The 13314-nt window shown below is 73.6% G+C and carries 9 protein-coding genes and 1 pseudogene; 3 read left to right on the forward strand and 7 right to left on the reverse strand.

Translation table 11 applies throughout. The features are described from left to right. Positions 1–94: 94 nt before the first annotated feature. Both ABZ567_RS27150 and ABZ567_RS27155 read right to left on the reverse strand, forming a co-directional pair. Positions 95–1540, reverse strand: a complete 1446-nt coding sequence (locus ABZ567_RS27150) for an aldehyde dehydrogenase family protein (RefSeq protein ID WP_360794414.1) — start codon at positions 1538–1540, stop codon at positions 95–97. Positions 1541–1698: 158 nt separating this feature from the next. Then, positions 1699–2685 (reverse strand): EamA family transporter, encoded by a 987-nt coding sequence (locus ABZ567_RS27155; protein WP_360794416.1) that lies wholly within the window; start codon positions 2683–2685, stop codon positions 1699–1701. 159 nt (positions 2686–2844) lie between these two features. Between ABZ567_RS27155 and ABZ567_RS27160 the strand changes: the two genes are divergently transcribed. Further along, a complete protein-coding gene (locus ABZ567_RS27160) occupies positions 2845–3039 on the forward strand; it encodes a hypothetical protein (protein WP_360794418.1) in 195 nt (64 codons plus the stop codon). Between the two features lie 87 nt (positions 3040–3126). Here the strand turns inward: ABZ567_RS27160 and ABZ567_RS27165 are convergent, their stop codons facing one another. Next, the gene (locus ABZ567_RS27165) at positions 3127–4680 is read right to left on the reverse strand and encodes a PucR family transcriptional regulator (protein ID WP_360794420.1); all 1554 of its coding nucleotides are present in this window, start codon (positions 4678–4680) and stop codon (positions 3127–3129) included. 141 nt (positions 4681–4821) lie between these two features. Continuing rightward, entirely contained in the window at positions 4822–7083 is a 2262-nt protein-coding gene (locus ABZ567_RS27170; protein WP_360794422.1) for an ATP-binding protein, read from the reverse strand. Between the two features lie 334 nt (positions 7084–7417). Between ABZ567_RS27170 and gabT the strand changes: the two genes are divergently transcribed. After that, on the forward strand, positions 7418–8752 hold the full coding sequence (gabT, locus tag ABZ567_RS27175; RefSeq protein ID WP_360794424.1) for a 4-aminobutyrate--2-oxoglutarate transaminase: 1335 nt from the start codon (positions 7418–7420) through the stop codon (positions 8750–8752). 88 nt (positions 8753–8840) lie between these two features. Then, positions 8841–9605, forward strand: a complete 765-nt coding sequence (locus ABZ567_RS27180; protein ID WP_360794426.1) for a phosphatase PAP2 family protein — start codon at positions 8841–8843, stop codon at positions 9603–9605. On the opposite strand, the gene ABZ567_RS27185 is transcribed toward ABZ567_RS27180, so the two are convergent. The 3 genes and pseudogenes from ABZ567_RS27185 to ABZ567_RS27195 form a co-directional block, all read right to left on the reverse strand. After that, a complete protein-coding gene (locus tag ABZ567_RS27185; protein ID WP_360794428.1) occupies positions 9541–11343 on the reverse strand; it encodes a glycoside hydrolase family 18 protein in 1803 nt (600 codons plus the stop codon). The two genes, ABZ567_RS27180 and ABZ567_RS27185, sit on opposite strands and share 65 nt — an antisense overlap. A 143-nt stretch (positions 11344–11486) precedes the next feature. After that, positions 11487–11806 (reverse strand): annotated as a pseudogene (locus ABZ567_RS27190) (hypothetical protein); the annotation flags it as partial. 65 nt (positions 11807–11871) lie between these two features. Continuing rightward, entirely contained in the window at positions 11872–13290 is a 1419-nt protein-coding gene (locus ABZ567_RS27195) for an FAD-binding oxidoreductase (RefSeq protein ID WP_360794430.1), read from the reverse strand. Positions 13291–13314 lie beyond the last annotated feature (24 nt).

The raw sequence follows: 13314 nt of genomic DNA on the forward strand, positions 1-13314 counted from the left end.
CGATTTCCGGCGGTCCGGAAAGACGAGAAGACGGCCTGAACCCCCGCACAGTGGGCTCAGGCCGCCTGGTCTCGTGGACCCGTGGGCGTACGGGTTACAGGGCGAGGCCCGTCAGGACGAGGACGCGCTCGTAGGTGTAGTCGTCCATCGCGAACCTGACGCCCTCACGGCCCACGCCGGAGCGCTTGGCGCCGCCGTACGGCATCTGGTCGGCGCGGTACGAGGGGACGTCGCCGACGATCACGCCGCCGACCTCCAGGGCCCGGTGGGCGCGGAAGGCGGCCTGCAGGTCGTGGGTGAAGACGCCGGCCTGGAGGCCGAAGTCGGAGTCGTTGACCGCGGCGAAGGCCTCGGCCTCGCCGTCGACCTTCGCGATCGTCAGGACCGGGCCGAAGACCTCGGCGCGGGCCAGGGTGACGTCCGCCGGGAGGTCGGTGAGGATGGTCGGGGCGTAGGTCGCGCCCTCGCGCTTGCCGCCGGCGAGCAGCTTCGCGCCGGCCGCGACCGCCTCGTCGACCCAGGCCTCGACGCGCTGGGCGGCGGCCTCGTCGACGAGCGGGCCGACGTCGGTGGCGGCGTCGGACGGGTCACCGGTGACCTGGGCCTCGACGGCGGCGACGATCTTCGGCAGCAGGCGGTCGTGGACGGAGGAGTCCACGATCACGCGCTGGACGGAGATGCAGGACTGGCCGCCCTGGTAGTTGGAGAAGGTGGCGATACGGGTCGCCGCCCAGTCCAGGTCCTCCTCGGAGGACCAGTCGGGCAGGACGACGGCCGCGGCGTTGCCGCCCAGCTCCAGGGTGCAGTGCTTGTGCGGCACCGACTGCTGGATGGCGTAGCCGACCTTGTCGGAGCCGGTGAAGGAGATGACCGGGAGGCGCTCGTCCTGGACGAGGGCGGGCATCCGGTCGTTGGGCACGGTGAGGATCGACCAGGAGCCGGCCGGCAGGTCGGTCTCGGCCAGGATCTCGCCCAGGACCAGGGATGAGATCGGGGTCGAGGGGGCCGGCTTGAGGATGATCGGGGCGCCGACGGCGATGGCCGGGGCGACCTTGTGGGCGCTGAGGTTCAGCGGGAAGTTGAACGGCGCGATGCCGAGGACGACGCCCTTGGGGATACGGCGGGTCAGGGCGAGGCGGCCCGCGCCGCCGGCCTCGGTGTCCAGGCGCTGGGCCTCGCCGGCGTTCCAGCGGCGGGCCTCCTCGGCAGCGAAACGGAAGACGGAGACGGCACGGCCGACCTCGCCGCGGGCCCACTTGATGGGCTTGCCGTTCTCGGCGGAGATCAGCAGGGCGATCTCCTCGGTGCGCTCGGCGAGCCGCTTCGACACGTGGTCGAGGGCGGCGGCGCGGACGTGCGCCGGGGTCGCGGCGAACTCGTCGACGACGGCGTGCGCGGCGGCGACGGCCTCCTCGACCTGGGCCTCGGTGGGCACGCTGACCTTGCCGACCAGACGTCCGTCGTACGAGTTCGTGACGTCGAAGGTGGCGTCGCCGGTGGCCTCGCGGCCGGCGAGCCAGAAGGCGTGGGTGGTCGTCATTGCGTACCGGCCCTTTCCGTTTCGGGGGTGATGCGAGGGGGTGCTCTCGCGCTCTCGTGACACGTTAGGGCGAAGCGGGCGGCCCGGCGCTTGTCCGGTGTGGAGTGGTGGACCGTCACTCCTGTCCGCTTTGGCCGAAGGGAACCGTCCGGGGCCGCTCAGCCGCGCCGCTCCGTGGAGACGATCAGCCAGACGCCGCCGACGACGATCGCGCCGCCGAGGACGATGGGCCACGACAGGGCCTCGTTCAGGACCAGGGCACCGAGGGCGACCGCGACGACGGGGTTCACGTACGCGTAGGTGGCGACGAGCGAGAGCGGCGCGGCCTGGAGGAGCCACGCGTACGCGGTGAAGGCGATCAGGGAGCCGAAGACGATCAGGTAGGCAAGCGCGGCCCAGGAGCGGGTGGAGACCTCTCCGAGGTCCAGGCCGTGCTGCTCGCCCCGGACCAGACCGACGGCGAGGCCGCCGAGACCACCCGCGACCATCTCGTACGCGCTGGCCGCGAAGGGGTTGGCGGGCATCGGGAGGCGCGCGGAGGAGAACGAGCCGAGGGACCACAGGAACGTGGCCACGACGACGAGGGCCACCCCGCCGGCCTTCACGTCACCGCTGAGGCCGGGCAGGGTGAGCACGCCGAGCCCGGTGAGGCCCAGGAGCACCCCGGCGAGCCCGCCCGCGCTCGGCCGCAGGCCCGTGGCGGCCTTGAGCACGACGACCCAGGCCGGGACGACGGAGATGAGCAGCGCGGCGAGACCGGACGGGATGGAGGTCTCGGCGAGGACGACGAGGCCGTTGCCGCCGAGGATCAGGAGCAGGCCGACGAGCACCGCCGAGCCGAGCTGCCGGCGGGTCACCTTGAGGGCGGCCGGTCCCTGGCGCCAGGCGATGATCCCGGCGAGGAGCAGGCCGGCGGTGACGAAGCGGGTGCCGGCGGAGAGGAAGGGCGGCATCGTCTCGACGACGATCCGGATGCCGAGGTAGGTGGAGCCCCACACGACGTACACGATGCCGAGCGCGGCCCATACGGCTCCGGTGATCCGCCGCCGGGCGGGAGGGGAGGAAGCTGCGGGGGCGGCGGGGGTACGGGGCGCGGACGCGGCCCGGCGTGCTGCGGGGGCCGGATCGACGGCGGGGCTTGTCATGAGCGGAGCGTAAGGAGTGTCGGGCTCCATGACCAAGGGAATTGCCCGCGTCCGGGCAGGCGGAGCGGGAACGCGGAGGCACCGGGCGACATCTATGGCACTGACAGGATGTTCCGACCGCACACGGGAAGACCTCGGTGCACCGTTAGGGGGAAACACATGGTCCTGATCGCCTTGACCGGCGTCCTCGTCCTCACCGTCGCGGGCTGCGTCTGCGTGGTGTGGGCCGCGCGGGGCGGCCCCCGCTGGGTCCACGCCCTCGCGGCCGTGACCCTCGCGGCCGGCCGCCTGGTGCGGAGCGACCGGCGCCGGAGGGTGGGGTCCCGCAGCGGGAACGGGGACGGAGACGACTGACGGGCACGGGGACGGCTGACGGGCACGGGGACGGCTGACGGGCACGGGGCCGCCCGGGCCCTCCCGGGTCCGGACCGCTGACGGACCCTACTCCGCGCCCTCCCCCGTCGCCTTCAGGGCCAGCCACAGCTCCATCCGTACGTCCGGGTCGTCCAGGGACCGGCCGAGGATCTCCTCCACCCGCCGCATCCGGTAGCGCAGGGTGTGCCGGTGGACGCCGAGGTCCGCCGCCGCCGCGTCCCACTGGCCGTGCCGGGAGAGCCAGGCCCGCAGGGAGGCCACCAGGTCGCCGCGGCCCTTCGCATCGTGGTCCCGGAGCGCGCGGAGCATGCCGTCGGCGAAGGCGCGGACGGCGTCCTCGGCGAGGAGCGGCAGGACCGAGCCCGCCGCGAGGTCCTCGTGCTCGACGAGCGCCTTCCCCCGGCGTCTGGCCACCGAGAGCGCCTGCTCCGCCTGTTTGTACGCGGCGGCGGCCACGATCGGTCCCGCGGGGGCCGAGAGCCCGATGGTCACACCGGCATCGTCGGCGTCCCGCTCCGCGTACGTCTCGCAGGCGGCGACGACCGCGCCCCCGTCCCCGGCGAGGACGACGAGCCGCTGCTCGCTCTCCGGGACGGCGAGAACCGCCTCGCCGGCCCGGGCCGCGGCCGCCTCCAGGGACTCGGCGAGCACCGGGAGCGGCGGTTCGCCGGCCGGGTCGCCTCCAGCGGGTTCCGCGACGACGATCCGGAAGGGGGCGTCGAGCAGCCCGCCGTACACGTCCCCGGCCACCGCGCGCGCGTGGTCCGGCTGTCCCGCGAGCATCATCCGCAGGACCGCGGCGCCGAGCCGCTGTTCGGCGGCCTGGAGCGAGCGGGAACGTTCCGTCGTGAGGGTGAGCAGGGCGATCGCGGAGTGCACCGCGTACCGCTCGGCCGTCCCGAGGGGCGCGCCCGTGCCGACCGCGAGGGCGCCCCGCACCCGGCGTCCGGTGCCGAGGGACTGGAGCTCGACGCGGTCGTCCGTGCCGCCGACGACGGCGCTGGCGGGCGCCGGCCGGTCGCGCAGCCGTTCCACGTCGGAGGTGAGCCGGGCGGCCCGGCGGGCCGCCCAGTCGGGTGAGACGGCGACGACGGTGCCGGAGGTGTCGTAGAGCGCGACCCAGCCGTCGACGTGTGCGGCGAGCCGGGCGACGACGGCCTCGGGGCCCTCGGCGAGCGCGGCCCTCGTCAGCTCCCGCTGGGCCTCGAAGCCGGCCGTGACGGCCCGGTACTGGTCGGCGGAGATGGCCGCCGAGACGGCCTTGCTGATGGCGAGGAACGGCGTGCGGCGCGGGACCTCGAGGAGCGGCAGGTGCTCCTCGCGGGCGGCGTCGAGCAGCGCCCGCGGGATCTCCTCGTGGTTGACGCCGACGGCGAAGCCGAGCCCGACGACTCCCGCGGCGAGCAACCGCCGCACATAGCGGCGCATGGCCTCCGGGTCCTCCGCGTCGAGCGTGAGCGCGGTGGTGAGGAGGAGCTCGCCGCCCTCCATGTACGGGACGGGGTCGGCGAGCTCGCTGACGTGCGCCCAGCGGACGGGGGTGTCGAGGCGGTCCTCACCGGCACGCACGACGAGCTTCAGGGAGGAGTGCTGGACGAGCGAGGCGAGGGTGGGCGGCATGGGGAGACCGTCGGACCTTTGAGCGAGGGGGCGCCGCTCAGCCGAGCGGCGCCCCCGATTGTGCCAGGGCCCGGGGGCGGCCGCTCCGGCTTCGCCGCCCGCCCCGCCCGGGCTCCGGCCAGGTGCCGGCCCGGCCCCGCTTCAGTTCCGCAGGTCCACCAGCAGCGGCGGTGTGTACTCGCCCCGCACATGGGTGACGGACAGGACGGCGTGCCCGGCGGGGACGGCGTGCGCTAGGTCGGAGGCCGACCAGCGCTGGCGCTCCACCTCCCGCACGGTCACGGCCTCGGCGGTCGGGGCCTTGCCGGTCGCGAGGCGGCGCATGACGTGCAGGGCCTTGGTCAGCGGCTCGTCGGAGACGATCTGCCGGTTGGTGACATCCCGGGTCTGCACCCATTCGGTGCCCCAGGTCTCGGCGAACCGCCCGCCGTCCCAGGGCGCGATCCCGGCGAACGCCATCCGGCAGCCGACCGCCCCGAGGAGCGGCCCGCGCAGCGGCTCGGGCACGTCCTCCAGGCTGCGCAGGGCGAGGACGACGCCGGCGTTGGCGGAACGCAGCCGCTGGACGGCCCGTACCGAGTCGCCGGTGACGGTGTACGTGGCGTCGTCGAGGACCAGGCAGGCGAAGAGGGAGCGGTCGCGGCGGCCGAGGGCCGCCTCGGTGAACTGGGCGAGGAGCAGCCGGGACACGATCCGGGAGGCTTCGGCGTGGCCGCGCTCGGGGAGGTCGACGCGGACGCGGAGCGGGTGCTCGACGGCCCGGAGGGAGAACTGCGGCCGCTCGCGGTCCGCGCCGCCGCCAGGACGGTCCGCACCGCCGCGCCCGTCCGCCCCGCCGTGATCCGTACCGCCGAGCCCGTCCGGGTCGACGCCTGGGCGGCCCGCGCCGCCGTCCGTACCGCCGTACCGGTCCGCGCGTGCGACCGCGCCCCCGTCCGTGCCTCCCGTCGTGCGGAAGAAGCGGGCGAAGGCGGGGCGGTCGAGGAAGGCGAGGCGCTCGGCCAGGAGGTCGGCGACGTCGTCGCCGCGTTCGGCCTGCCGCTGCCGGGCGGTGAGCTCCCGCAGCTGGGCGGGGTCGCCCGCGACGGCTGCGCGCAGCGCGGCGAGCGCCTCGGGCGTCCCGCCGAGCAGCTCGCGCAGCTCGGGCACTCCCGGGAAGCGGCCGTGCGCCGCGCGGAACGGTCCGATCAGCTGGGCCAGCGCGGTGGCCGCCCTCCTGGTGTCGGCGGCGAGGTCGCCGACGAGCGCCTCGGCGAGGATCCGGGCGGCCTCGTCCGGGTCGTCGGCTCCGCCGTACAGGTCGAGGTCGTGGGTGGATTCTGGCCGGCCGACGGAGACGACGACGTCGAAGGCCTCGTCGGGGCCGACGGCGGTGGCGTGGGAGGTGACGGCGACGACGGCGGCGCGGTTGGCGAGAGCCTGGAGACAGAGGGACTCGACGACGGGCCGCACGAGCCGCACGGTCTTCCCCGACCCGGCGGGCCCGACGGCGAGCAGGGAGGTCCCGAGGAGACCCGGCTCAAGGGCGACACCGGTGGTGCGGCGGGAGTAGGGGTTGCGCGGGTGGTCGGCGGCGGTGCCGATGAGGACCTGGTCGGTGGCGAGGTCGTGGGTGGCGGTGCGGACAGGCAGGTCGCGCCGCCCCGAGGGGTGGCCGCACGCGGCGGCGCCCCGGGTGCGTACGGCCTCGGTGAAGGCGTGGAGCCGCTCCGGCCGGGTCCGTACGCCCTGCCAGGCGCGGCGGATCCTGGCGTAGTCCACGTCGCCGAGGCTCCCGCCCCTGGTGGCCTCGGCGAGCCGGGCGGCCGCCTCGGTCAGTCCGGCGTCGCGCAGCTCGGGCCACTCGGCAGGGTCGGCGGCCGGCGGGGGCGGCGGGGGCGGGGTGTCCTTCTTCCGGGTGTAGCGGCGCCAGATGTCCGGGACGTGTCCGACGCGGGCGAAGAAGACGAGGAATCCGCCGCCGACGAGGGCGTAGTAGGTGTAGCTGGCGGTGGCCCAGACGTCGGCGTCGGTGCGCCAGCTGTCGGGGGTGAGGACGAGCAGGGGCCAGAGCCAGTAGCGGCCGAGGTAGCCGTTCCAGAGGAGGGACCAGAGGAGCCAGCCGCTGAGCAGCGAGACGACGGCTCCGGCGAACAGTCGGCGGGCGGGCACCTCGTCCGGCTCCCGCTCGGGGCGGGGCCGGTGCCCGAGCCGCCAGATGCCGGGCTCGGCGGCGGGCCTGGGGATACGGAGCCAGTCGGCGACCCCGACGCGTGTCGGCGCATGGGCGGGCGGCGGGGGGACCAGGGGGCCGTCGGGCCCGGGGTGTGGGCGGGGCGGGGGAGGCGGCACGGGTGGACCCGCCGGGCGCGGGACCGCGCTCCCCCGCGTGTCGCGTGACTCGTACGTGCCGTCGGTCTCCATGAACCCCTGCCCCCTGACCAGCCAGGTCGCCGTCTCTGTGCCACCGTCAATCTAGTGGCCCCCGGACGCCCCGGAGGGGTTTCGCCCACCCGTGTGGCCGGAGGCCGCCGGGGGGCGGAGCCGGAAGCCGCCGGGGGCGGAGCCGGAGCGCCCCCGGCCGGAGCCTGAGCGACCACCGGGTGCCCTCACGGCGCTCGACCCCATCCGGTCTGTCCACCGCGGACAATGACCCGCCCCCAACACTCCCGATCGGCGCATGCCTCCACCACTCCCCCGCGCCTAGCCTGCGGAGGAAACCCGCAAGTGCGTCCAGAACACCCCCCAGGAGCCCCGCATGAACGCTGTCCCGCAGGAGCGGCGCGTCGTCACCGCCATCCCCGGTCCGAAGTCGCAGGAGCTTCAGGCCCGCCGTCTCGACACGGTCGCCGGTGGCGTCGGCTCCACGCTCCCCGTCTTCACCAAGCGGGCCGGCGGCGGCATCATCGAGGACGTCGACGGCAACCGTCTGATCGACTTCGGCTCCGGCATCGCCGTGACCTCGGTCGGCGCGTCCGCCGAGGCCGTCGTGCGCCGCGCCTCCGCGCAGCTCCAGGACTTCACCCACACCTGTTTCATGGTGACGCCGTACGAGGGTTACGTGGAGGTCTGCGAGGCGCTCGCCGAGCTGACCCCGGGCGACCACGCCAAGAAGTCCGCGCTGTTCAACTCGGGCGCCGAGGCCGTCGAGAACGCGGTCAAGATCGCCCGCTCGTACACCAAGCGCCAGGCCGTCGTCGTCTTCGACCACGGCTACCACGGCCGTACGAACCTCACGATGGCGCTGACCTCGAAGAACATGCCGTACAAGCAGGGCTTCGGGCCGTTCGCGCCCGAGGTCTACCGCGTGCCGGTGGCCTACGGCTACCGCTGGCCCACCGGCCCGGAGAACTGCGGTCCCGAGGCCGCCGCCCAGGCGATCGACAACATCACCAAGCAGATCGGCGCCGACAACGTCGCCGCGATCATCATCGAGCCGGTCCTCGGCGAGGGCGGCTTCATCGAGCCGGCCAAGGGCTTCCTGCCGGCGCTCGTGAAGTTCGCCAACGACAACGGCATCGTCTTCGTCGCCGACGAGATCCAGTCCGGCTTCTGCCGCACCGGCCAGTGGTTCGCGTGCGAGGACGAGGGCATCGTCCCGGACCTCATCACCACCGCCAAGGGCATCGCGGGCGGTCTGCCGCTCGCCGCCGTCACCGGCCGCGCCAAGATCATGGACTCCGTCCACGGCGGCGGCCTCGGCGGCACCTACGGTGGCAACCCGGTGGCCTGCGCCGGTGCGCTCGGCTCCATCGAGACGATGAAGGAGCTCGACCTCAACGCCAGGGCGCGGCGCATCGAGGAGGTCATGAAGGCGCGTCTGGCCGCGATGGCCGAGAAGTTCGACGCGATCGGTGACATCCGTGGCCGCGGCGCCATGATCGCCATCGAGCTGGTCAAGGACCGCGCGACCAAGGAGCCGAACCCGGAGGCCGCGGGCGCGCTCGCGAAGGCCTGCCACGCCGAGGGCGTGCTGGTCCTGACGTGTGGCACCTACGGCAACGTGCTGCGCTTCCTGCCGCCGCTGGTCATCGGCGAGGACCTGCTGAACGAGGGCCTCGACATCATCGAGAACGCGTTCGCCCAGATCTGACACTCCGTGTGAAGACTCTGTGGGGGGCCGATGGCGGGATGCGTTTCCCGCTGTCGGTCCCCTCGTGTCTGGCGTACGGTTTCCGCAGATGAGAGAAACACCCCGGGCGGAGCCTCCCCAGCCCCGCCCACACCGTGCCGTCGCGCACGCCCCTGGGGCCTCGTGCCCCGGAACTCCTCACCGATCGGACGGCCGCCCGCCCCACACCCCCCGGGGCGCGCGGCAGCCCGATCCCCTCGGCCGTCCTGGAACCACCCCCCCTGTTCCAGGGCGGCCGACTCTCTTCTCGGCGCTCGTCGCCCTCGCCGTCGTGACCTGGCAGGTGCTCGTCCACGGCCCCTTGGCCAGGCTCGACGAGCGGGTGTCCCGGGCCCTGGTGGACACGGTTCCCCGGCCCCTCTCCGAACTCGGCGCCGACCTCGGCAACATGACCGTGGCCCTGCCCGTCCTCCTCTGCGCGACGGCGTACGCGCTGTGGCGCGGCCGCCGCGCCGCCGTCCTGTACGCGGGCCTCGCGATGGCCGCGGTCCCGCTCCTGGTGATCCCGCTGAAGGAGTGGACGGCCCGGCCCGGTCCCCTGGAGCCGTGGGCCGAGGGCTACTACCCGTCGGGCCACACGGCCACGGCCGCCGTCGCCTACTTCGGCGCGGCCTTCCTCGTCTCGAACCGTCTGGTCCCCGTCGCGGCCGCACTGACGGCGCTGACGGGGACCGGACTGGTCCTGCGGGGCTACCACTGGCCGCTGGACGTGCTGGCCAGTCTCTGCCTGTCGCTGCTGATCCTGGCCGTCAGCTCCAGCGGTACGCGTCGAAGTTCTGCGAGAACTGCCACTGGTTGTAGCGGTCCCAGTTGATCGACCAGGTCATCAGGCCGCGCAGCGCGGGCCAGGTGCCGTGGGTCTGGTACGAGCCGCAGTCGGTCTTCTTCGTGAGGCAGTTCAGGGCCTTGTTCACCTCGGCCGGGGGCGTGTGGCCGTTGCCCGCCTGGGTGGAGGCGGGGAGGCCGATCGCGACCTGGTCGGCCCGCAGGGCCGGGAAGAAGCGGTCCGTGTTCCCGGCGACGGGGAAGCCGGTGAGGAGCATGTCGGTCATCGCGATGTGGAAGTCGGCGCCGCCCATCGAGTGGTACTGGTTGTCCAGGCCCATGATCGGGCCCGAGTTGTAGTCCTGGACGTGCAGGAGGGTCAGGTCGTCGCGCAGGGCGTGGATGACCGGGAGGTAGGCGCCGGCGCGGGGATCCTGGCCGCCCCAGGGGCCGGAGCCGTAGTACTGGTAGCCGAGCTGGACGAAGAAGGTCTCCGGGGCCATCGTCAGGACGAAGCCGGAGCCGTACTTCGCCTTGAGGGTCTTGACGGCCTGGATCAGGTGGACGACGACCGGGCTCGTCGGGTTCCGGAAGTCGGTGTCGCCGGTCTGGAGCGACAGGGAGTGGCCCTCGAAGTCGATGTCGAGGCCGTCGAGGCCGTACTCGTCGATGATCTTCGAGACGGAGGAGACGAAGGTGTCGCGGGCGGCGGTGGTGGAGAGCTGGACCTGGCCGTTCTGGCCGCCGATCGAGATGAGGACCTTCTTGCCCGCCGACTGCTTGGCCTTGATCGCGGCCTTGAAGTCCGCGAGCGATTCGACGTTCGGGCATTCCGTCGCCGGGCAGAGGCTGAAGCGGATGTCGCCGGAGGTCACCGAGGTCGGTTCGCCGAAGGCGAGGTTGATGACGTCCCAGGAGGCGGGGACGTCGGCCATCCGGGTGTAGCCGGAGCCGTTGGCGAAGCTGGCGTGGAGGTAGCCGACGAGTGCGTGCGCGGGAAGGCCGGGATTGCCGCCCCCGCCGCCGCTGGTCGTGGTCGCGCTCACGGCGGCCGACTTCACGGACTCGCCGGCGCTGTTCGCGGCGCTGACCTGGAAGCTGTACGCGGTGGAGGGGGTGAGTCCGGTGACGGTGGCCGAGGTGCCGGTCACCGTCTGGACCCGGGTGGCACCCCGGTACACGTGGTACGAGGTGGCGCCGGGGACCGCGGTCCAGGTGAGCGGCACGGAGCTGGACGTCGGGGAGCCCGCCGCGAGACCGGTGGGGGCGGCCGGGAGCTGCACCGGGTCGCCGCCGGGGCCGAACAGGGACAGGTCGTCGGCCTGGTAGGCGGGGGTGCCGTACCAGCCGTGGGTGTAGATCGTGACCGAGGTGGTGGAGGCGCCCGTCGTGAACGTGGTCGCGAGCCGCTGCCAGTCCGGGGCGGAGCCCGTCCAGGTGGAGACGTCGGTGGTGCCGGTACCGGAGGCGCCGAGGTAGACGTAGCTGCCGCGGACCCAGCCGCTGAGCGTGTAGGTGGACCGGGGCTTCACGGTGACGGTCTGGGAGCACTTGGCGTTGTCGCTGCCGGCCGGGGTGGCCTGGAGCGCCTTCGTACCGGTGCGTACGGGCGAGGAGACGGCGGCGCCGCTGCCCGCCGTGCAGCTCCAGCCGTCGAGGCCGGCCTCGAAGCCGCCGTTGCGGGCGAGTTCGGTGTCGGCGGCCTGGGCCGCGGGGGTGAGCGCGGCGAGTCCGCCGACGGCGAGGGCCCCGGCGAGGAGCAGGGTGAGAGGTCTGGCGCGGTGCACAACTGCCTCCGGGAATGGGGGAATCGAGGTGCGAGCGCGCCACAGCATGGTCCAGACCAATCAACTGGTCAAGACCTCTGTCCGGATGACACCTCCGCGCGGACCGTCGAGGCGGTCGAACCCCGTACCGCCCTCGGCTCCGCTCACCCCCCACCGGGACCACCCTCCCCCCTGGCCGGCCGCCCCGCCGCCTCGTGCATCGCAAGTTCGAGGAGGGCCGCGTCGGTGAGGGTGCCCGCACCGTCCGGGTCACCACCCAGCGCACCGCGCCCGTCGCCCGCCCCGGGTACGGGACGACGATCCAGGTCCCGGCGCCGGCGCCGCGCACACCGCTGCCGAGCCAGCGGGCGGCGGTGCCCGGCGGGACGAAGAAGCCCATCCGGGCGTCACCGAAGTCGGCGAGCACCGGGCCGGGCCGGCCCACCAGGCGACTCAGCACGTCGAGCGTCGGACAGCCGAGCTCCGACGGACGGGTTCTCCTGCGCGGTTTCAGCTACTCGCCAGTTGTGACGTGCATCATAGGTGAGGTCAGCTGTCGAAGCCGAGGCCCATCCGGTCCATGGCCTTCAGCCACAGGTTCCGCCGCCCGCCGTGCTCGTCGGCGCGCGCCATCGACCACTTGGTGATGCCGATGCCGGCCCAGGCGATGGGCTCCGGCGGGAACGGCAGCGGCTTGGAGCGGACCATCTCGAGGTCGGTGCGCTCGGTGCGCTCCCCCGCGAGCAGGTCGAGCATCACGTCCCCGCCGAAGCGGGTGGCGCCGACGCCCAGGCCGGTGAACCCGGCCGCGTACGCCACCTTGCCCCGGTGCGCCGTACCGAAGAAGGCCGAGAAGCGGGTGCAGGTGTCGATCGCGCCGCCCCAGGCGTGGCTGAAGCGCAGTCCCTCCAGCTGCGGGAAGCAGCGGAAGAAGTGCTCGGCCAGCTTGAGGTAGGTCTCCGGGCGGTGGTCCCTCCCGGCGTCGAGCTTGCCGCCGAAGGGGTAGACCGCGTCGTAGCCGCCCCACAGGATCCGGTTGTCGGCGGTGATCCGGAAGTAGTGGAACTGGTTGGCGGAGTCGCCGAGGCCCTGGCGGTTCTTCCAGCCGACGGAGGCGAGCTGCCCGGGGCTGAGCGGCTCGGTCATCAGGGCGTAGTCGTAGACCGGGACGGTGTACGGGCGGACGCGCTTGACCAGCGAGGGGAAGACGTTGGTGCCGAGCGCGACCCGGCGGGCGACGACCCGGCCGTACGGGGTACGGACGCCCATGCCGGCGCCGGTGGAGACCAGTTCCAGCCCGGGGGTGTTCTCGAAGATCCGTACGCCCAGGTCGAGGCAGGCCCGCTTGAGGCCCCAGGCGAGCTTGGCCGGGTTCAGCATGGCGACGCCCCGGCGGTCCCAGATGCCGCCGAGGAAGGTCGGCGAGTCGACCTCGGCGCGGACGGCGTCCCGGTCGAGGAGCTCGATTCCGTCCGCGAGACCGAGCCGGTCGATCTCCTCGTACACCTCGGCCAGCTCCTCGACCTGGTAAGGCTCGGTGGCGACGTCGATCTCGCCGGTGCGCTCGAAGTCGCAGTCGAGGGAGTAGCGGGCGACCGCCTCCTCGATGGCGTCGAGGTTGCGCTCACCGAGCTCCTCCAGCTTCGGCAGCTCGCCCGGCCAGCGGGCGAGCCCGTTGCCGAAGCCGTGCGTGAGGGAGGCGGCGCAGAAGCCTCCGTTGCGGCCCGAGGCGGCCCAGCCCACCTCGCGGCCTTCGATCAGGACGACGTCCCTGACGGGGTCGCGCTCCTTGGCGAGGAGCGCGGTCCACAGTCCGCTGTAGCCGCCGCCGACGACGAGGAGGTCGCACTTCTCGGCGCCGGTGAGGGCGGGCAGGGCGCCGGGCTTGCCGGGATCTTCCAGCCAGAAGGGGACGGGCTGGGCGTCGGAGAGAGATCGTGCAGCGAGACGCATGGCGACTGGGGCCATGGTTTCCAACTCCTTCGGCGCCTG

Origin of the sequence: Streptomyces sp. NPDC016459, from assembly GCF_040632845.1 — a bacterium.
Lineage (GTDB): Bacteria > Actinomycetota > Actinomycetes > Streptomycetales > Streptomycetaceae > Streptomyces.